Here is a 19,681-nt window from a genome sequence, read left to right as displayed (position 1 = left end):
CGGCTCCCTTTTCCAACGTCCGGCCCGCTGGGGGCTGACAAGTGAGACTCCAAACACAGGTACACACACGGGGTGATGCCAGGTTTATTAACATAAGATTTTATTTGCCTAGTCCTTTTGGTGGTACGGCCCGAATACTATTTCCAGTTGTTTGAGCGGCTGTGTGTGCTGTACGCAGCGTACAGGGCGCTGGCGATAAATTTTATAACACCCATTACAGGCAAAGCAGCGGCTCTCCGCCTCTGGATTTTCCTTCATACGGGAGATAAAATCAGGCTGGCAGATCAGGCTTCGGCTAAATGACACAAAGGGGAACCCGGCTTCCAGCACCTGTTCCGCTGTCTTACGGGAGAAAACTCCTCCTACTGGAATCAGCGGCACCTCAACGTCCTCTCTGGCCTCCATGATCTCATGGAGAAAGAATGGCTTTTTCTCCCCTGCCCGGGTGGCAAAATCAAGTCCGCTGATCTCTATTCCGTCTACGCCGGCCCCTTGGCAGAGCCGCAGAAGAGCACGCAAATCTCCGCATCCATTGGAGTCCACCTTGACCAGCAGCGCGAACTCCGGCCCACAGGCCGCGCGCACGCCAGCCAGAATTCTTGCCGGCAGGCGGAAGCGATTCTCCAGGCAGCCGCCATAGCTGTCTGTCCGGTGATTCTCCTGGGGGTTCAGAAAATTGGACAGGAGATAGCCGTGGGCATGGTGGACCTGCACCCCGTCCAGTCCGGCCGCCTGACATATCCGTGCTCCGTCAATGAACTGCTCTACCAGTTGGTCCAGCTCTTCCTCCGTAAAATCATCCGGTCCCTTTGGACGGCATCCGTTGACTCTCTCCATTCCCTTCAGTCCGCTGTGACTGATCTGGGCCACAATCCGGCCGCCAGCCCGGTGTACCTCCTCCGCGGCCTGGCGCAACAGGCTGTGGTCAATCCGCCGGTCCAACACCACCTGTCCCTCGTCGGCGCGCTGAGAGCGGTCTACCGTCATATGGCCAGTAATAATAAGACCTACTTCTCGCTCGGCTAGCTCCCTCTGCACCTGGACCCAGGCTGGCGTGATCTGCCCATCCAGGGTCGAGAGGTGCTCATTGGTCGCTGAACGGACCGTCCTATTTTTTAAGTGGAGAGGCCCAAGCCGGGCCGTTTCAAACAGTTTGTAATGCATACACTCCTCACCATCCATCCAAATATTCCTGTGGGCTTACAGGTCTTTCCCAGTAATACGGGCAGTGCGCCCCAGCTTGTTCCACTCCCGGTTTCCCTGGTTGTGCTGGGCCACCAGCTTGGCAATCTGCCCCTGGCTCTCCTCCACCTCCGCCTTGAAGGCTCTGGCGGACAGGCGCAGAGCCCCGTGGCCCAGAATGATCATCTGCTCCAGCCCGTCGGAGGTGGCCACCCGCACCCGATGGTCTCTCCCCAGGTCATAGGTCGTTTTTTCAATATAGGCGTCGGCAGTTTCCGCCTCCTTGGTGTACACCACATAGATACCGTTGACCTTTTCCACCGAGCCTGGGTTCCCCTTCACTTTATAGGCATCAAAGACCAAAATGACCACACAGTTTCGAAAGCCCTGGTAGTTGGACAGGATATCAGCCAGCGTAGAACGGGCGGCAGCCACGTCCTGCTGCGCTATCCGCTTCAGCTCCTCCCAGGCGAAAATGATGTTGTATCCGTCCACAAGCAGGTACTCCGGCCCAGTCTTTTGGGCACGGATGGCGTACTTCTCGTCGCTGAGGCTGGTCCGCACCGGCTTTTTCTGGGGTTGGAAGGCCCGCGGCTCCACCTTGCCATAGGTCCGCTCGAAAATGGCCTGGAGTTCCTTGTCCTGCTCCAGACTTCCGCTAGAGTAGGTCCGCTGTCTGCCGGCGGGAGGGGCCTCAGCCTGCCGTGGGCGCTCCAGCCCTAGGCGCAGGCCGCTGTCCACGTGCATATGGTCCCGTACCTCGCTCCATTTCACGTTGACGCCTGCCCCATGGGAACAGAACACAGAGTCGGGGGTATTTTCCACATCCCGCTCCGGGTCGTAGCTAAATTGGGCAACGATGCTCTCCTGGTCAGCACAGGGTTCATAGCCCCGAAGCGCACAGTTTAAGCGGCCACGGCCTCGGGTGTAGGAGGCCACCTCCCGCCAGTAGTTCCGCAGGCCAGCCACCGGCCCGTGACCGGAGAGGAGGACCAGCTCTCCCTCCTGTTCTGGGGCGTCCACAATGCCCCCCATGGCCTGGAGGTCGGTCATGGCCCGGCCCACACAGTCCGGGGGCAGCTCCAGTTGGAATTCGTAATGGGGCTCCAGCAGAATACTCTCCGCCTGCATCAGCCCCTGGCGCACCGCTCGGTAGGTGGCCTGGCGGAAGTCGCCCCCCTCGGTGTGTTTCAGATGGGCCCGGCCGGCCACCAGTGTGATCTTCATGTCCGTTATGGGGGAGCCGGTGAGCACTCCCAGGTGTTCCTTCTCTTCGAGATGAGTGAGAATCAACCGCTGCCAGTTCAGGTCCAGTTGGTCCGCCGAGCAGGAGGAGGCAAAGCGCAGCCCGCTTCCCCGCTCTCCCGGCTCCAGCAGCAGGTGTACCTCGGCATAGTGGCGCAGGGGCTCGAAGTGGCCTACCCCCTCCACTGGGCCAGAGATCGTCTCCCGGTAAACGATGGATCCAGCTCCGAAGGACACCTCCACCCCGAACCGCTCCCGGATCAGACGGGTCATCACCTCCAGCTGTATCTCGCCCATAAGTCGGAGATGTATCTCTCCCAGAGCCTCGTTCCACACCACCCGGAGCTGGGGGTCCTCCTCCTCTAACTGCCGCAGGTTCCGTAGCATGGCGTGGACATCACACCCATGGGGCAGGATCACCTGGTAGGTGAGAGGTGGCTCCAGCTCCGGCTCCCACCGCCCGGCTTCCCCTCCAAGCCCATCCCCAGGCCGGGTATGGGTCAGGCCGGTCAGGGCGCACACCGTGCCAGCTGGCGCCTCGTCCACAGTCTGATATTTGGGTCCGGAGTAGATCCGGATCTGGTTGACCTTCTCCTGCCAGCCCTCTCCTCCCAAAGCGGTCCGGACCCGGAGCGTGCCGCCGGTGACCTTCACATAGGTCAGCCGGTCGCTGCCGTCCCTGGCGATCTTGAACACCCGCGCTCCAAACTCCGGACCATACTGGGGAGCAGAGGCGTAAGCAGCCAGGCCGTCCAGCAGCTCCTCCACCCCCTCTAGCTTAAGTGCGGAGCCAAAGAAGCAGGGAAAGATGAGCCGACGGGTCACCAGATCGGCCGCATCCTCCTCTGTGACTTCCATTCCCTCCAGATAGTGTTCCAATAACGCCTCGTCGCAGGCGGCTAGATCCTCTTGAATTGAGCCGATCCCCTGAGAGAAATCCAGGCAGCCGCTGTCCAGTCTGGCCTGGAGCTGGGCCAGCAGGGCGTCTCGGTCGCTGCCCGCCAAGTCCATCTTATTTATAAATAGAAACGTGGGTATTTTGTGCTTGTCCAACAGCTTCCACAGCGTGCGGGTATGGCCCTGGATGCCATCAGTGCCGCTGACCACCAAAACGGCGCAGTCCAGCACCTGGAGAGATCGCTCCATCTCCGCGGAGAAATCAACATGCCCTGGGGTGTCCAGCAGGGTGAAGGCTGTTCCCCCATAGGAGAACTCCGCCTGCTTGGAAAAGATGGTGATGCCTCTCTCCCGCTCCTGAGTATCTGTATCCAGAAAGGCGTCCCGATGATCCACTCGCCCCAGCTTCCGCAGGGCACCGCTCAGATACAGCAGCCCCTCGGAGAGTGTGGTCTTGCCGCTGTCCACATGGGCCAAAACCCCCATTACGATCCTTCTCATTTTATGGCTGTCCCGCCTTCCGCACTTCTCATTTTTATCCAGCATACAATGTCCCCGGTCCACTGTCAAGGTAGTTCCCTTCCCATTTTTTCCACTTTCCGGCTACTTTCTCTGGACTTTTACATAGAAATGCGGTATACTATGTCGTTCTTACCATAGATAGCATTGGCAGGAGGTCCCCTGTGTATCAATTTTTATTTATCTTTTTCGTCTACGCCTTTCTGGGCTGGTGTACCGAGGTCAGCTATGCCGCCCTGGTCACGGGCCGCTTTGTCAACCGCGGATTTCTCAACGGCCCCTGGTGCCCTGTCTACGGCTTTGGAGTGGTCATCGTGCTGGCCTTTCTGGAGCCTCTGAAGAGCAACCTCCTGCTGCTGTTCCTGGGTTCCGTTGTCTTGACCTCCGCTCTGGAATGGGCCACTGGCTTTGTGCTGGAAAAAATATTTCACCAGCGCTGGTGGGATTACTCTGACCAGCCCTTCAACCTCAACGGCTATATTTGTCTCCGGTTTTCTATTGCCTGGGGTCTGGCCTGCTTGTTCGTAGTCAAGCTCCTCCACCCCTCAGTCCTACTGGTCATCCGGCTGGTACCAAGGGGACTTGGCTGGACGCTGCTGGCCCTTCTGGCCGCTGTCATGGCGGTGGACCTGGCCGCCACGGTCCGTACCATCGCCAAGCTCAACCGCCGCCTCTCTCAGTTGGACCAGCTGGCTGCCAAAATCAAGGACGCCTCCAACGATTTTGGAGAGGACCTGGCCGAGCGAGTGCTGGATGCCGCTGAGAAAGGATCCGACTGGAAGGAGGAACTGGAGGAGCTCACCGACCGCCTTGCCCAGCGCCAGGAGGGCTTGCGGGAGGACCTGGGCGATCTCAGGGAAGACCTTCAGGATCATTTGGAGGAGCGCCGGGAGCAATACCGCCGCCAGCTTCAGGATTGGAAGGAGAGTATTCAGGAGCTGCTGGACCGGGACAGCTTTGGCCAGTACCGGCTGTTCAAGGCCTTCCCTGGGCTCCGTTCCACCCGGTACAAGGAGGCGCTGGAGCGGCTGCGCCGACGCATGGGCCAGTAGCAAATATTCCGTTGTAATTTTTTCCACTTTATGATAGCATAATGATAATCATAATCAAAAAGGAGGCCATTTCTGTGGAGGAACTGCTGGATCTCAAGGACCGTATGGAGCGGGAGCGTCCCACCCCCTGGGAGGAGTTGCCGGACCTGGCCCTGTATATGGACCAGATCATCGCCTATATGCCCCGGCAGCTGATCCGCTTTGGCGAGGGGGAGTCCCTGACCTCCGCCATGGTCAACAACTATATCAAGGACGGGTTGGTCCCCCGTGCGGACGGCAAGCGGTACGGCCCGGTCCACCTGGGCTACCTCACCGCGGTGTGCGCCCTGAAAAAGGTACTCTCTGTCCGGGATACCGGCGTTCTTATCAGCGCCGGCCGTAAAGCCAAAGGGCAGGACCCAGAGGCGCTGTACAACTACTTCTGTTCCGCTCTGGACCGAGCTTTGACCGATACTGCCCAGAGCTTTGACGCCGATGCCCAGCGAGAGGATCTGCCCCGCATCGCTCTAGACCTGGCCCTGCGGAGCTATGCCAACCAGCTGGCCTGTGCCCGGATCCTGGATATCCTCCAGTCCTTCGGACCGGCGGAACACAAAAAGCCCAAGAAATGACCTGTTGAAGACATCTTCTCCCCATTTCTTATCCTCTTCCCAAGGAGCGTGTTTATTATGTCAGACTTTGTTATCCTTACTGACTCCTCTGCCGATCTCAGCGCCGATATGGTTCGAGATCTGGGCGTTCAGGTCCTGCCGCTCAGCTTTGAGATGGACGAAAAGATCTACCATAACTACCCCGACAACCGGGAGATGGACCCCCACCAGTTTTACGAGCTGCTGCGGAACGGCCATACCGCCACCACTTCCGCGGTCAACGTAGCCCAGTATACGGAGCTCATTGAGCCCTTACTCCAGGCGGGACAGGATATCCTGATCCTGGCCTTCTCCTCCGGTCTGTCCACCACCTTCAGTTCCTCGGCCATCGCGGTGGACGAATTGCGGGAAAAATACCCTGAGCGCAAGGTGTATACTGTGGATACCCTGTGTGCCTCCCTGGGACAGGGCATGTTGGTGTGGCTGGCCGTTCAGGAACAGCGGAAGGGCCGCTCCATCGAGGAGGTCCGGGACTGGGTGGTGAGCCATAAGCTATCTATCTGCCACCAGGTGACGGTGAACGACCTCCACTTTCTGAAGCGGGGCGGCCGTATCTCCGCCACCACCGCCGTCGTGGGCTCCATGCTTCAGATCAAGCCCATTATCCATGTGGACGACGAGGGTCATCTCATCAACATCGGCAAGACCCGTGGCCGTGCCGCCGCATTGAAGGCCCTGGTGGATAAGATGGAGCTGACCGCTGTTGACCCCGCCGACCAGACCGTGTTCATTAGCCACGGCGACTGTTTGGAGGACGCCGAAATGGTGGCTCAGATGGTGCGGGACCGCTTTGGGGTCCAGACCATCTATATCAACTATGTGGGCCCTGTGATCGGCGCCCACACTGGTCCGGGCGTGGTGGCTCTGTTTTATGTAGGTTCTGAGCGCTGACCACACCCTACGCCGCAGAGCGGTGAAAAATGAACATTCAGGAGGATCAACATGGCCGATATCAAATGGCTGGAGATCACCGTCAATACCACCCCCGACCAACTGGACCAGGTGTCCGCCAAGCTGACTGCCGCTGGTATGGATGGACTGGTCATCGAGGATGAAGGAGATTTTCTCCAGTTTCTGGAGCAGAACCGGCAATACTGGGACTATGTGGACCAGGAGCTGCTGGACCGGATGAAGGGAGTCACCCGGATCAAATTCTATGTCACGGATGACACCGACGGCCGTGAGCAACTGGCCCGCTATACCCGTGGACTAGATCAAGAGTATACTGTCACCCCCCTTACGGACGACGACTGGGCATATAGCTGGCAGAAATACTACAGGCCTCTTGCGATTGGCCAGCGGCTGTATGTGGTTCCCCAGTGGGAACGGGAGGAGCCTATCCCCCAAGGCCGCAGCCCGCTGTATCTCAACCCCGGCCTCACCTTTGGAACCGGGTCCCACGCCTCCACCCAGTTATGCCTAGAGGGAGTGGAGGAGCACACCGCCCCCGGACGGCCAGTGCTGGACCTGGGCTGCGGCAGCGGCATCCTCTCCATCGCCGCTCTGTGCCTGGGGGCCAGCACCGCAGTCGCCGTGGACATTGATCCCAAGGCGGTGGACGTGGCCTATGAAAATGCCGCCCTCAACGGCATCGGGAAGGACCGGTATACCGTCCGGGCCGGGGATGTCCTCTCTGACCGCTCCCTGGCCGGCGAGTTGGCCCGGCAGCGGTACCATCTGGTGCTGGCCAATATCGTAGCCGACGTCATTATCCCCCTATCCGCCCAAGTCCCCCGCCTGTTGGAAGAGGACGGGGTGTTCCTGTGCTCCGGCATCATCGACACCCGTGCCCACGAGGTGGAAGAGGCCCTTGTAAAAAATGGACTGACCGTCACTCGCCGCCGGGAGAAAAACGGCTGGGTGGCTCTGGAGTCTAAACTGGGCTAAACCCCAACCTCCGCAGAAAGGAGCCCCTCCTATGGACCGCGCCATTGTCATTCGTCCCCAATTTCCCTCCAATAGAAGGGTCATCGCTGTCAGCGATATTCACGGCAACCTGCCCTTTTTTCAGGCTCTAATGGACCAAATCAGGCTGTCCCCTGAGGATATCCTGGTGTTGGTGGGGGATATGCTGGAAAAAGGGCAGGACAGTCTGGCTCTGCTGCGCCATCTTATGGAGCTGCCACGGACTCACACCGTCTATCCCCTGTGCGGCAACTGCGACGGTCTGGTCCACCGCTTCTTTGAAACAGACGAGCTGGATGAGCACTTTTTTTCCGTCTATCTGCCCCAGCACCCCGAATCCACTCTCCGGCAGATGGCTCGGGAGGGCGGCTTTGAACAGCTGGAGGATCTTCCCCGGCTGCGTGAGGACCTGCGGCGGGCTTTTCCACGGGAGCGGACCTGGCTGGCTTCGCTGCCCACCATTCTGGAAACCGAGCATCTGGTCTTTGTCCACGGGGGTATTCCCTCCCTGGAAAGGATGGAGGAGTTGGACCGCTGGCGGTGCATGAAAAACGACGATTTTCTGGGACAGGGCCGGTCTTTTCCCAAGTGGGTCATTGTGGGCCACTGGCCAGTGACGCTATACGACCCCAACATTCCCTCCGCCGCCCCCATCCTGCTCCGGGATCGGAAAATCGCCTCTATCGACGGCGGCTGTGTGCTGAAGCTGGACGGCCAGCTCAATGCCCTGATCCTCCCCTCTGAGGACTCGGAGGAATTCAGCTGGGACGCCTTTGATGGACTGCCCGTCGCCGTTGCTCTGGATGGGCAGTCCCCCTCCTCCGACTCAGTCAACGTCCGCTGGGGCCGAAGCGGCCTGGAACTGCTGGAGAAGGGAGAGGACACCTCCCTATGCCGCCACCTGGAAACAGGCCGGGTGTTGCCCATTCTGAACCGTTACCTCCGCCGTGGACCCAACGGCCTGTGGTGCGAGGACTCCACCGACTACGCGCTTCCTGTATCCCCTGGCGACCGGCTGACCGTTGTAGCTTCCACCTCACAGGGATATTTGTGCAAAAAAGAAGGACGTACTGGCTGGTATTATGGCCGGTTATCGGATATACTGTAAAAAGAAATAAATAGACAAGGATTTGGATCTATGTTGGATTTCCACCCCCTGCAGCTGGAAGACTTCCCCAGACTGCGCCCATTTTTCGGATACAGCGGAAGCCGTATCTGCGACACCACCCCTGGCACCGTCTTTATCTGGCGGGATATGTACAAGACCGAGTGGGCTATCTATGACGGCTCCCTCTATTTCAAAGTGGACTACCCTGGACTGGGCCCCACCTTTACCCTGCCCCTGGGCGGCGGCCGGACGGAACACTACCGTCAGATTGCCGACTACTGCTGCCGGCGGGAAATGCCTATCCAGTTTTATCCGGTTTCCAAGGATGAGCTGGAGCGCCTTCAGGACTTTTTCCCTGCCAGCACCGCCGCCACAGAGCGGGACAATTTTGACTATCTGTACCGTGCGGAGGATCTGAAGTATTTTCGGGGGAAAAAGCTGAGTGGCCAGCGCAACCATGTAAACAAATTTCTCAAGACCTATGGCAGCTGGCTGTTCCGCCCCATCGCCCCAGAGGATATCCCATCAGTCAAGGGCTTTCTGGACCGCTATGCCAGCCGGGTAGACAAATCCGCGGCCTCCTTCCATGAGGATATCGCCAAGACTCATGAAGTGCTGGACAATTACCAGACCTATGACCTGCTGGGCGGTATGCTGCTGGTGGATGGGCAAATCGCCGGGTTCTCCCTGGGAGAGATCATTGGCGACACCCTGTTTACCCACATCGAGAAGGCGGACCGGGATTACGAGGGCTGCTACCAGATGCTGGTCGCCCAGTTCGCCCAGCATTTCGCTACGGAAGGCATCGCCTTCATCAACCGCGAGGATGACGCCGGTGATCTGGGCCTTCGTACCAGCAAGCTGTCCTATCACCCCATCGCCCTGTTGGAGAAGTACACCGTCACGGTGGAGGAGCCCTGCGCCTTCTGCCAAAAGTAAAAAACACCGGGTCCAGATTGGACCCGGTGTTTTTTCACGATTTGGAATGGTAAGCGTCGATGGCGGCGGCCTCATAGTCGTTGGCCACCAGCAGCAGGACGGTGTGTTGAAGCTGCTTCACCAGTGCGTTCTCCAGCTTGGGGATCTCGGCGGGGCGGTAGTCCTCGTTAGCGGTGATCTGACCGGCCACATAATCTTCCAGGGCCTCCACCGCCTTGGAAGCCTGCTCCTCGCTGTCAAAACAAAGCACCGCCATCTCCTCGCAGGTAGCGCCGGCGGAGCGGATCACGGAGGCATCGTACATATTCTCCCGCTCCAGGCCGTAGTCGGCCAGCTTATACAGAGCGAAGGCGGTGTCGGCGTCTACCTCCTCCAGGGACTCGGAGAAGGCGCCGGCATCCACCACACTCTGGACCTCGCTAACGCCGTAGAGGGCGGGGCTGCCAGAGGGGTCCTCCTTGCCCTCCCTGCCGCCGCAGGCAGCCAGGGTCAGTAGCAAGACCAGGGCTAGGGCGGCGGTCAAAAATTTTTTCATCGCGCTTCCTCCTTCGGATATAGGGTGTCATAGTCCACAGTGTGGGTCTGCAAATAGGCCAACCACTTCTGACAGTAAGCCTTACTTAGATGAATGCCGTCCTTGCTGGCATCCGCGGGCAGCTCCCCGTTTTCATCGACGAACTCAGAGTACAGATCCAGAAATACCACCTGCTTCTCCTCCGCCGCCTTCTTCATCAAATCGTTATACACTCGGAGGTGTTCGTTGGTCAAATAGTCCCGGCCCCCAGTCTGAGCGATGACACCCTCATTCAGCGGAATCAGCCCCTGAATATAGATCACAGCATTGGGCTGCAGCGTCCGAATCTCGTCGATGGCGCTGCAATAGCTGTCGTAAAAGCCCTGATCGTTAAAATATCCCAGCTCGTTGACGCCAAGAGAAAGGTAGACCTTGCCGTACTGTTCCAGTGCCAGCGCCTCCAGCAAAGTATACTTCTCCCCATTGATAGTCAAAGCCTTCTTCTCCCCCAGCTTGAAGATAGAAAGGCCATTGGAGGTCAGATTCTTGCCCGTCCCTATACCGCTGTATATCATAAATCCATCGGTACGGGAATCTCCCACGAAGGCCGCGTCATCAAAGTAGCTGTTATCCACCGGATCAGACTGGGGAGCGGGCTGGGAAAAGTCATAGCCCGCTTCCGGCTCATCCTTCTCCTCCGGTTGGTCTGGCTCCTCTGTCAGATCGCCTGACGGGTTGGAGCTGTCAGGGGGTATAGCGGAGGAATCGTCCACCTCTGATGCAGCGCCGCTCCCACTCCCCGTCCCCGGCTGGGTCGAAGTATCGTTCCGCCCCCCGGAAGCGTCTCCGCCGGTATCCTTTGGGGCTGACAGCCCCATCCCTACCGCGAGGGCCAGAACGACAGCCGCCGCTAAAATCAGGAATATGGTCCAATAGGTCCGGTATTTTCTACGACCTCTATACATATCGTACCTCCAAAAATCAACCTATCGCCCCAGGGGGGCAAATCTGGGCAGGATCGCCCGTAGAACAGAAGATGTAAGCATAGCCCCCACCGACAGGGCGGCGGCCATTCCAAACGTGTGCAGCAGCGTAGTTAGAAACAGCTGGGTATAACCACTCACACAATACTGCATGGCGTGGTAGATACCCGCTCCCGGCACCAGAGGCAATAGTGCTACCTGGAGGTACCCCGTTACTGGGCAGCGGCGCAGGCGAGCCATCCATTCAGAATATCCTCCAATCACCACAGCCGCCAGAAACGCAGAAAGGATATCGTTGGCAGACAGCTCCATGGCCGCCAGATAGGCCAGCCAACCCAGCCCGGCCCCAAAGCCGCAGATCAGCACCCCCCAGCCCTGGATATTGAACACCAGCCCAAAGCCTACACAGGCCAGCATAGCCCACAGGCAGGGCAGCAGATCGATCCCCTCTGTTTGCCCGCCCCCACCTCCTGGAGCGCCCTGACCCAGCAGCAGGGGCAGAGCAGTACCCAAGGCGATGGCGGTGGCCACCAGAATGACCTCTGCTGTCCGGTTCAGCCCGGAGAATACATCACCGGCCATAATTTCCCGCATAGCATTCGTCAGGGCCATACCAGGCACCAGCACCATCAGCGCGCCGATGGAGATGGCCTCCAGATCCTTTCCCAGCCCCAGTGTGACCAAAAGAAGCGCCAGTCCGGAAATGAGCGCGGCACAGATGGTCGTACGGAAAAAGGTATTAGAGCCAATGAAACGCTGTCCGTAGAGCAGACAGACACCGGCGGCCAGACCGCACAAGGCTGCGGCCAGCCATTCCAACAGCCCTCCGCCAAAAAACAGAGCAAAGAAGGCCGCTGTAGCCCCATAGGCCAATACTAAAATTTTAGGGGAAAAGCCGCGGAGCCCCCTTGGCAGATCGGCTACCAACTCCTGTGCCTCAAGGACCGGGACAGGCTGATTACACAGGTAGCGGCAGAGCTGGTTACACCGCTCCAGCAGTTCAATATCCGTTCCGTGGGCAGGGATGCGGCACATACGAGTCAATGGATGCCCCTCTGGAGTGTTGACACTGACGATTAGGCAGTTGGGGATGGCAAATACCTGTGGCTCTACGCCGTAGGCAGTCAGCAGGCGGCGGACGGACTCCTCGACACGGTATATCTCCGCCCCGCTCTCCATCAATCGGCAGCCCAGCTCGGTGCCTAAATTGAGCAGCTTGTCGTAATCCATCGAATGTCCCCTCTCCACTAGAACAGGATATCATGTTTTTACAAAATTACAAGTAACAATCCAATTACATTTTTGCCCACCTGGACATGCTGTATCGCCTATTCGCCGGGGCGTTCAGATTCCGGCTGCTCCAATGGCCCTCTTCCTCCCTTTTCTAAATAATGGGCGCTATGAAAAAGCCGCCCATGTGTCTAGCATGGGCGGCTCCATAAGATTTGCCGGATCGAAATCGTGGCTCGCCGGTTCAGGGCCTCACCACTCTGCGCATCAGCCCCACTCCAATAGGGGTTGGCCCGGTATGGACGCCGATGGTCACACCAATCTGATAAGGGCGGAAATCAGGCATATCAAATCCCCGTGTCGCAAGACCCTCGCGAATCTGCTGGGTGAATAGGTCATATTCCTCCCGATCCAGTCCGTAGCCAGTGGCCACTCTGTAATCGGCCAAATCCAATTCCTTGCGGTCCACATAGCGGAAAAACAGATCCCGCACCCGCTGAAGGGATTTTTTTCTTCCTTGGGCAATTCCGTCGGACACCAGTTCCCGGTCCTGATAGCCAATGAGGGGCTTAACCTTCAACAGTGTACCAGTAGCCGCGGCCGCCTTACCGATGCGGCCGCCGTGGCGGAGGTACTCCAGGTCATTGGTGGTAAAAAAGATGCGGCCAGTAGACCGTATCTTCTCCAGAGCATCTATGGCTTCCTCCAACGTGCTGCCCCGGTCCCGAAGGACCACCGCTTCCTCTACAAGCAGCCCCTGCAGCACAGTGGCTGACTGGGAGTCCATTACATAGATTCGGGCCTGAGGGTATTCCTCCAGCAGTACTGTCCTGGCATTTCTAGCGCACTGGGCCGATCCGCTGAACGACTCGTTCAGGCAAATACACAGTACCGGCATCCCTGCCTGGGCCTGTGGACGAAATGCCTCCAGATAGTCCTCCAAAGTAGGCATAGAGGTTTTAGGAAATACTCCGGGATTGTCCGCCATCTTCTGGTAAAAGTCGTGGGTGGAGATATCCCGCTCCTCCCGGTAATAGACCTCATCCCCCAGCGCCACATAATAGGACACCATATCCACACCAAGCTGCTGGAGCCTCTCCCGTCCTAAATCACAGGAGCTGTCACTGACAATATGAAAGTTCATACAGTCCCTCTATTTCCTCCTTTTCCCCATGTCCACACCCCGCCAGGCGGTGACAAGGGGCCTACTAGCAGATAGGTATTAGGGTAATCATACACCCGCTTACAAAAAATCTCAACTAGTTTTTATTTTTTATGATGAACCGCTGTTGCTCATTATAAGCGGTACTGACCCGGCAATAAGCGGCGATCCTTAATTGCTTGCTCCAAATAGTATCTTTTTCTTTCTCCTGTGAAATTTCGATCATATACTCAGACATAGCAAAACCCCATGATATCACTGACCAGTAGTATATCATGGAGGTTTCATCATAGAAAAAGCTGCATTTCAGCCTTGATTTCAAGACTGAAATGCAGCTTTTAACTTACAAATAACGGTTAAAACCGATATTTTTATAATGGTGAAAAGCGCCGCCCACAGGGCGCCCCAAATCGAAGCCCAACGCAGTGGGTTCGATTTGGAAAGGAGGAGCAGCGGCATAAGCGCGCTCTGACTTATAAAATAAGTCGGAGCAAGCGATACAACGCTTGCTCCGACGTGGAAAGGGGCAACAATTCGGATGTTTTCTGATTGGTTAATCCTGTCTTAACGACGATCTAATTCCCTTAATTTGGAAATACATCAGGTCTTAAAATGAGATGATGTGCACCTCCATCTAACACCGAGATATCAGACACCGCAAGCCTTTGAGACTGCTTACTACTCGTCTTATATTAAAAAGTCATGTTCAACGGACGGTGAACCGTAAAAGTTTTACCATTTGCCTTTGATGAGTTTTGACTGTTATCAGAAAGCTGTATAAAAGCCAAAAGCCCAGGTATATGAAGGATTTTTACAAAGAATGTTCCCGCTTTTCGATAAAAATGTTCGAAAAACGGGAACTATTCAATGCTTTGGCATACATTGATCAAGTTTTCGCACACCCAAAGAATTCAGATGAAACGGAATCCAGACAGACGAAGGTCCCCATAATTCAGTACAGCAGCAATTAAGTTTGCTTAGGCCACATTCAATATTGACTGTAATGACCCCATCAAGTTCCGATTCCCCTGAAAAGTTATCGATTATTATGTCATATTCAGCATCCATCCAATGGACGATGCGAATTGTTTCTGTACCATAACCTGAACGACAATCTTTATCGAACCAAGCATGAGGGGGGTTGCTATTTTCTCCATCATTAAAATATCCTATGGTCTGAATTGTGCCATCAGGATCTGTAATCTTAAGAATTAAATCCAGGTCTTGGGGTAATTTCTCCCACTGTAACTGAATACAACATTCAGCATTGGCATTTTCCCATGGGTAGATAAAGCGGCTGTCTTTTTTTGCCTTTCTTCTATAGTACTCTAAAATCGCGTTCTCCAATTTTTCTTTAAAAATCTGCTGGGTCTGTGCATCTGGATAAACACGTTCGATTGGAACAGCATTTTGTTGCAATTGTTTGTTACCATTCAGTAACGTTTTTGAAATTGGTCCATAGTTTACAAGAAACACTTTCGCATCTGGTCGTCCATTCGTATAATCGTAAATAGCCTCAAAAAAATTTTTTCGGTGAGATCCTTTGTATTGTTTGCACTCTATGACTGCCACAGTATTATGGATGTCCGAAGGATCCTCTACTGTCAGCGAATAATCCGGCTGGATATGCTTACTTCTGCCTCTGCCTATAATTTTCGAACTTTTAGTCCGTAGTTCCGCCCAAATTTCCAAAGGTGGATTTAATTTTTCACAAGTGGCCATGCGCGTCGCATGAAAAGGAAATGATAACACGCCATCCTGCACATGGAATTGCACCCCCCATTTTTCCATTGCATCGGCGATCTCTGCCAAAATCCATGCGGCATACAGATCATAGCGTCGTTTCCAAAAAGGGAGACTCAAGATATCCTCTAGGCAATCAATGATTTCCACTACTTCCTTTTCACTCATTTTTGATGTATCCAAAAGTGCTTTAAGTACATCGACTAGTTTCTTTGCTTCAGCTACCTTTTCTTTTGGGGGTAGTTTAGCAAGACGTTCCATGGTACAGGCTGTTATACGTATAAAACTTTCCGTCCAAAAATTTGTTTCAGACGACCAAAAAAAGTCATCTCTATACTGACACCCTCCCTCCAGGTGAGACGATACCCGCCCCTTGGCCGGATCATATGCCTGCTTATAATAACTAATAGCGCCTTCCACCATGCCCCAAATACGCTTTGCAATGTGATCCAGTTCTTTGTAGCCTGATTCCGGCATTTCTGGCATGAACACCGGCCATGTGTCTTGCCTATATTCATCCAGCCATTTGCACACTGTAGCTGACTCCGGACAAGGCCTATCATATGGAAAATTAAAGATATTGATGGAATCGACCAACTGCCAGCAGTTATTTGGCAGGCGAATTGTTTTCCTCTGGAAACGAACTACTGAAGATTGAACAGTTTTTTTAAAATAGTCTAATTTAAATTGGAATAGAGGAAGTTTCTTATTAAAATCAAACTCAATCCGCAGATTAGTGTTGCTGGATTGAGCCGAGGCCTGTTCAAACATTCGAAGGAGATCATTCAGCATTTGAGAAAATGGCTTCATTGCATTTAAAATTGCAGTGAGCAGTTCCTCAACAGAAATTTCCTTCTTTTTTAATAAGTCTAGCATCTGGCCTCTGGTAGGCAATTTTAAATCACATCGTATTTGCTTCTCCAAATTAGCGTCATAATGGTCATCATGGAATTGTGCCGTTTGCGAGAATGTAGCCCACAAAGATACAGCGTCGGAGGCTATGATATCTTTCCCCATAATTTACCCTCTCTCATGCTTTCATATCTCAAATCCAAATATCTGCTGTGCGTCACTAGTACTTTACTAAGCCAGAAACTTACATTTGCCTTTCGGCGAAATTTCCGAATCACTTCGTTATCGTCCTTGATGGGCGTCAGACCACCGGCGTCCTCTGCCTTGTTCTTCAAAAATTTCTCTCGAAATCCAATCTGCAATTTCTAACTTGGTAGAGTACTAGTATGAATTTGTCCCGCTATATGGCAACACTTACAATCGGTATCCGTGGATATCTTATTGATTGGGTGGGCGGACATAGTTCGTTGAGTTGTTGATACGTTCAACCAGTTCCTCACCTGTACCTATTTACATTCCATTAGAAAATGTTTTGAAATCCTCAGAAACAATATTTAAGTGCAGTTCCCAATAAACAACCGATAATCAGGGATTATCTTCTATTACTATATCACCTCGATCTGCGCTTTCTTGTCTGTCATGGCAAACGCCCCTCTCCATATAAAAGCGCTGATAGGGATATTATACCAGACAACCTGTTGCAAGGATAGTCTTAATTCGGGAATATCTCAAAATATTCCACATATTGCAGTTTAATCTGTAAACTGCAATCAGACTGAACCAAAATGACATCGACCTTGCTTTTGATCTCGTCCCCGTCAAATGTACTCAGTCCTAACTTCTCACAGAGAACACTCTTGATCCTGTCCTCCGATATGGAAGGCGAATGCTGACAGAACCTTTTTCCCATGCTCCACTCGACTGGCACAACGCCAGACGATCTCGCCAGATGGTCTGGTAATGCGGCGATAGTTATGGCCACATTCCGCACAAACCAAAAGGCCGCTCAGTACACTCTGCGAGTTGTCCCGGGTGGCCTTTCTCTGGTGGGTGTCCTCATCTATATTGCTTCGCCTGCTTTTCTCTCCTTGTGCCAAAAAGAAATCGTCAAAGCTTACAATATAACCAATGTACTTCTGATTGGAAAGCAGATTGCTGAGAACTGGCTGTGTCCAGCGATCCCTGTCTTTAGGGGATGGAATGTCCCTCTTGAACAGAAAATCAGCAATCCTGCCCAGGCTCATGCCGGAGAGGTATTGCTGATAAATCATTCTCACGATATTTGCTTTTTCCTAATCGATGGCCACATGGCCATTTGGTGCGAGATAATATCCGTATTGGACACCCATGGCTGAGATGCTCCTCTCTGAATTTTTAATGTTACTTATATGGAAGTTTTCTCTAAGGCATCATGGAGAAGTCAAGGATATGTGGATTATAAACTTGTGAAAGGGCAACGGAACCTGTTATAATCCTCTGATTTTACTGTTTCTGGAAAAATAATTGCCTCGAAATAGAAAGAAACCTGCTTTTGACCCAAATCAAAAACAGGTTTCTTTTCTGGAAAGGGCGGCTAAAATCGATATTTTCCCTGATAAAACAAAACTGCCGCGCGGCAGCCCCAAAGCGCAACCCAGCGCAAGCGGTTGCGCTTTGGAAGCGAGAAGCAGCAGAATGAGCGCGCGATGAGCTTTGTCCTGGAAGGAAAAGGCTCATCGCAAGCGATATGACGCTTGCGACGAGCTGGCAGGGGGGAAGAATTCCGAACCCTATATCCGAAGATCCTGCGCCGTAGCAGATTTGAAAATCAAGCAACCAAACTTCGAAAAGTCCCACGTGACAAGAAGAACCAGATGCTATTTCCGCCGCACAGAATTTAGATTATTAAATACGACCATCGCTGACCTACCGAATCGGTACTTTGTCAAAGTATTTGTTCCATTTGGACTATATGTTTCCTTTGGCCTTTCATTTTCTGTACCCGATCAAAAGTCTCCCGGTCAATGATCGCCTCATGAGCATCCTCTACCAGGTACATATCCAACTGCCCATCGTTTTTGACTTGCTTTCCGGTCAGGAAATCCGTTGTATAGTTTTTCTGCATTAGCACCTGCCCGATGTACTTCTCGTTACTCAACATTCGATCAATGGTGGAGGTGCTCCACTCCCTTTTCCCTGTCACTGTTTTGATCCCGTGTTCTCCCAGGTAGCGTTTGATCTTCCGTACACCGTTCCCCTGCACATAGAAATCAAATATCTTCCGTACGATCTCCGCCTCCTCCGGGACCACCCGCAATACACCGTCTGGTCCTTTTGTATAACCAAGAAATCGAGAATGGTTCAGCATAGCTTTTCCACTTTTCATCCGCTGACGCAAACCGAACTTGATATTGTCGCTTTTGTTCTGGCTCTCCGCTTAATCAAATGCGGCATACAGATCAATAATACTATCTGGAGTTGTCAATGTATTGATCCCACCCATCTCAACGTACACTCCGATACCCATTTGCTTTAACCTCCTTATAGTAGTTATCGTTTCTTTTGCATCTCTTCCAAAGCGGCTCAACGATTTCACAAGGATCAAATCGATTTTTCCTTTTCTACAATCTCTCAGCATCTTCTGGTACCCGGGCCGGTTCTTCGCGTGGAGTCCGGAGGCATTGTCCGCATACACAGCGACAAACCTCCAAAATGGATTTCTTTTGATGTATTGCGTAAAGTACTCGATCTGCTTTTCCAGACTTTGCTGTTGTTCTTCGTAAGGAGTACTGACCCGACAATAAGCAGCGACTCTTAATTGCTGACTCCAAATAGTACTGTTCTCTTTCTCCTGTGGAATCTCAATCACATAGCCAGACATAGCAAAACCTCCATGATACCACTGACCAGCAGTATATCACGGAGGTTTTACAATAGAAAAAGCTACATTTCAGTCTTACTCCCAAGACTAAAATGTAGCTTTTAACTTGGCACGCCCGAAGGGACTCGAACCCCCAACATTCAGAACCGGAATCTGACGCTCTATCCAATTGAACTACGGACGCATCTCTTAACAGCGCTCCGTTATTATATCAGAATCCTCCCCGTTTGTAAAGAGGATTTTCCCCTGTTTTATTTTTCATTTTCCAGACGACGCCACCAGCATATCTTCACCGGCGGCTGGGCCTCCCCACACACTGCGGCTACCCAGCCCGCTCCCCCGTAAGTCCGGAACCAGAGGCCATCCATCTGCCGGGTTTCCCCTTCTCCCATCATCGGGACCCGGATGGACCGGATGGTCCCCCTCAATCCCTGCCCGCTCTCTTTGACCCGGCTCTCTTTCAGTGACCATAGCAGGGAAAAGGACCTCCACCAGTCCGGCTGCCCTTCCAGCCAGGCCAACTCTTCCGGACCACAGACCCGGGCGGGCAGTCCGGGCCGCCACTCTCTGACCATCTGGATGTCTGCTCCGACCGGGGCGTTATCCAAAGCGCAGAGGGCCAGATGCCCGCTGTGGCTCAGATTGAATTCCAGCCCCTCCTCATGAGGAAAATAGGGCTTTCCGCCAGGTCTCCGGTCCAGTTCCGGCATCCGCGTCAGCCCCCGGCTCTCCCGGAGAGCCAGGGCCAACAGCTGGTAGGCGTCCTGCCGCTTCTGGATCTCCATGCCAAACAGTTCCACTGACCACCCGCCTCCTCTGTGCCATTGTACCATGTCCTTG

17 protein-coding genes and 1 tRNA gene are annotated in these 19,681 nt (G+C 54.0%); 6 read left to right on the top strand and 12 right to left on the bottom strand.

The features are described 5' to 3' along the window. Nucleotides 1–108: 108 nt before the first annotated feature. The gene (locus H8S11_RS01005) at nt 109–1,164 is read right to left on the bottom strand and encodes an NADH:flavin oxidoreductase (protein WP_186851884.1); all 1,056 of its coding nucleotides are present in this window, start codon (nt 1,162–1,164) and stop codon (nt 109–111) included. A 36-nt stretch (nt 1,165–1,200) separates the two neighbouring features. Then, the gene (locus tag H8S11_RS01000; protein ID WP_186852145.1) at nt 1,201–3,825 is read right to left on the bottom strand and encodes a translation factor GTPase family protein; all 2,625 of its coding nucleotides are present in this window, start codon (nt 3,823–3,825) and stop codon (nt 1,201–1,203) included. Between the two features lie 182 nt (nt 3,826–4,007). On the opposite strand from H8S11_RS01000, the gene H8S11_RS00995 reads away from it, so the two are divergent. From H8S11_RS00995 to H8S11_RS00970, 6 genes are all read left to right on the top strand, one after another. Continuing rightward, nucleotides 4,008–4,895, top strand: coding sequence for a putative ABC transporter permease (locus H8S11_RS00995; protein ID WP_186851883.1), 888 nt, complete (start codon nt 4,008–4,010; stop codon nt 4,893–4,895). 74 nt (nt 4,896–4,969) lie between these two features. Beyond that, a complete protein-coding gene (locus H8S11_RS00990; protein WP_186851882.1) occupies nt 4,970–5,506 on the top strand; it encodes a DUF1836 domain-containing protein in 537 nt (178 codons plus the stop codon). 57 nt (nt 5,507–5,563) lie between these two features. Continuing rightward, nucleotides 5,564–6,436 carry a DegV family protein gene (locus tag H8S11_RS00985; RefSeq protein WP_186851881.1) on the top strand — a complete coding sequence of 291 codons (873 nt, stop codon included), beginning with the start codon at nt 5,564–5,566 and terminating at the stop codon, nt 6,434–6,436. A 51-nt stretch (nt 6,437–6,487) separates the two neighbouring features. Next, nucleotides 6,488–7,432, top strand: a complete 945-nt coding sequence (gene prmA / locus H8S11_RS00980; protein ID WP_147571652.1) for a 50S ribosomal protein L11 methyltransferase — start codon at nt 6,488–6,490, stop codon at nt 7,430–7,432. A 31-nt stretch (nt 7,433–7,463) separates the two neighbouring features. After that, nucleotides 7,464–8,558 carry a metallophosphoesterase gene (locus tag H8S11_RS00975; RefSeq protein ID WP_147571653.1) on the top strand — a complete coding sequence of 365 codons (1,095 nt, stop codon included), beginning with the start codon at nt 7,464–7,466 and terminating at the stop codon, nt 8,556–8,558. A gap of 30 nt (nt 8,559–8,588) precedes the next feature. Then, the gene (locus tag H8S11_RS00970) at nt 8,589–9,497 is read left to right on the top strand and encodes a DUF2156 domain-containing protein (protein ID WP_147571654.1); all 909 of its coding nucleotides are present in this window, start codon (nt 8,589–8,591) and stop codon (nt 9,495–9,497) included. Between the two features lie 34 nt (nt 9,498–9,531). Here the strand turns inward: H8S11_RS00970 and H8S11_RS00965 are convergent, their stop codons facing one another. The 10 genes from H8S11_RS00965 to H8S11_RS00920 form a co-directional block, all read right to left on the bottom strand. Next, nucleotides 9,532–10,032 (bottom strand): DUF4358 domain-containing protein, encoded by a 501-nt coding sequence (locus tag H8S11_RS00965; protein WP_147571655.1) that lies wholly within the window; start codon nt 10,030–10,032, stop codon nt 9,532–9,534. Continuing rightward, a complete protein-coding gene (locus tag H8S11_RS00960; protein ID WP_186851880.1) occupies nt 10,029–10,976 on the bottom strand; it encodes a GDSL-type esterase/lipase family protein in 948 nt (315 codons plus the stop codon). The genes H8S11_RS00965 and H8S11_RS00960 overlap by 4 nt, the downstream gene beginning before the upstream one ends. A 21-nt stretch (nt 10,977–10,997) precedes the next feature. Next, nucleotides 10,998–12,224, bottom strand: a complete 1,227-nt coding sequence (locus H8S11_RS13830; RefSeq protein WP_240288354.1) for a threonine/serine exporter family protein — start codon at nt 12,222–12,224, stop codon at nt 10,998–11,000. 244 nt (nt 12,225–12,468) lie between these two features. Next, nucleotides 12,469–13,368 (bottom strand): DegV family protein, encoded by a 900-nt coding sequence (locus tag H8S11_RS00945; RefSeq protein WP_186851879.1) that lies wholly within the window; start codon nt 13,366–13,368, stop codon nt 12,469–12,471. A gap of 882 nt (nt 13,369–14,250) precedes the next feature. Further along, the gene (locus H8S11_RS00940) at nt 14,251–16,146 is read right to left on the bottom strand and encodes a DUF8600 domain-containing protein (protein WP_186851878.1); all 1,896 of its coding nucleotides are present in this window, start codon (nt 16,144–16,146) and stop codon (nt 14,251–14,253) included. 677 nt (nt 16,147–16,823) lie between these two features. Further along, complete coding sequence (locus H8S11_RS14135) at nt 16,824–17,261, bottom strand: recombinase family protein (RefSeq protein ID WP_366460594.1); 438 nt, start codon at nt 17,259–17,261, stop codon at nt 16,824–16,826. Nucleotides 17,262–17,905: 644 nt separating this feature from the next. Then, nucleotides 17,906–18,346, bottom strand: a complete 441-nt coding sequence (locus H8S11_RS13825) for a recombinase family protein (RefSeq protein ID WP_243200883.1) — start codon at nt 18,344–18,346, stop codon at nt 17,906–17,908. 51 nt (nt 18,347–18,397) lie between these two features. Beyond that, on the bottom strand, nt 18,398–18,841 hold the full coding sequence (locus tag H8S11_RS13820; protein WP_243200882.1) for a recombinase family protein: 444 nt from the start codon (nt 18,839–18,841) through the stop codon (nt 18,398–18,400). A gap of 107 nt (nt 18,842–18,948) precedes the next feature. Next, a tRNA-Arg gene (locus H8S11_RS00925) sits at nt 18,949–19,025 on the bottom strand. Between the two features lie 67 nt (nt 19,026–19,092). Beyond that, nucleotides 19,093–19,641: a 4'-phosphopantetheinyl transferase family protein gene (locus H8S11_RS00920; protein ID WP_186851876.1), complete on the bottom strand. Its 549-nt coding sequence runs from the start codon at nt 19,639–19,641 to the stop codon at nt 19,093–19,095. Nucleotides 19,642–19,681: the final 40 nt, after the last annotated feature.

This window comes from Flintibacter hominis (assembly GCF_014287965.1).
Classification (GTDB): Bacteria; Bacillota; Clostridia; order Oscillospirales; family Oscillospiraceae; genus Lawsonibacter; species Lawsonibacter aceti.
Note: the sequence above shows the minus strand (reverse complement) of the source record. Positions and strands in the feature narration are given on the sequence as shown.

Excerpts from the sequence above, each read along its gene's own strand:
- H8S11_RS01005 (WP_186851884.1), bottom strand. The coding sequence starts at position 1,164 with ATGCATTACAAACTGTTTGAAACGGCCCGGCTTGGGCCTCTCCACTTA.
- H8S11_RS01000 (WP_186852145.1), bottom strand. The coding sequence starts at position 3,825 with ATGAGAAGGATCGTAATGGGGGTTTTGGCCCATGTGGACAGCGGCAAG.
- H8S11_RS00985 (WP_186851881.1), top strand. The coding sequence starts at position 5,564 with ATGTCAGACTTTGTTATCCTTACTGACTCCTCTGCCGATCTCAGCGCC.
- prmA (WP_147571652.1), top strand. The coding sequence starts at position 6,488 with ATGGCCGATATCAAATGGCTGGAGATCACCGTCAATACCACCCCCGAC.
- H8S11_RS00975 (WP_147571653.1), top strand. The coding sequence starts at position 7,464 with ATGGACCGCGCCATTGTCATTCGTCCCCAATTTCCCTCCAATAGAAGG.
- H8S11_RS00970 (WP_147571654.1), top strand. The coding sequence starts at position 8,589 with ATGTTGGATTTCCACCCCCTGCAGCTGGAAGACTTCCCCAGACTGCGC.
- H8S11_RS00965 (WP_147571655.1), bottom strand. The coding sequence starts at position 10,032 with ATGAAAAAATTTTTGACCGCCGCCCTAGCCCTGGTCTTGCTACTGACC.
- H8S11_RS00960 (WP_186851880.1), bottom strand. The coding sequence starts at position 10,976 with ATGTATAGAGGTCGTAGAAAATACCGGACCTATTGGACCATATTCCTG.
- H8S11_RS13830 (WP_240288354.1), bottom strand. The coding sequence starts at position 12,224 with ATGGATTACGACAAGCTGCTCAATTTAGGCACCGAGCTGGGCTGCCGA.
- H8S11_RS00945 (WP_186851879.1), bottom strand. The coding sequence starts at position 13,368 with ATGAACTTTCATATTGTCAGTGACAGCTCCTGTGATTTAGGACGGGAG.
- H8S11_RS00940 (WP_186851878.1), bottom strand. The coding sequence starts at position 16,146 with ATGGGGAAAGATATCATAGCCTCCGACGCTGTATCTTTGTGGGCTACA.
- H8S11_RS13825 (WP_243200883.1), bottom strand. The coding sequence starts at position 18,346 with ATGAAAAGTGGAAAAGCTATGCTGAACCATTCTCGATTTCTTGGTTAT.
- H8S11_RS13820 (WP_243200882.1), bottom strand. The coding sequence starts at position 18,841 with ATGTCTGGCTATGTGATTGAGATTCCACAGGAGAAAGAGAACAGTACT.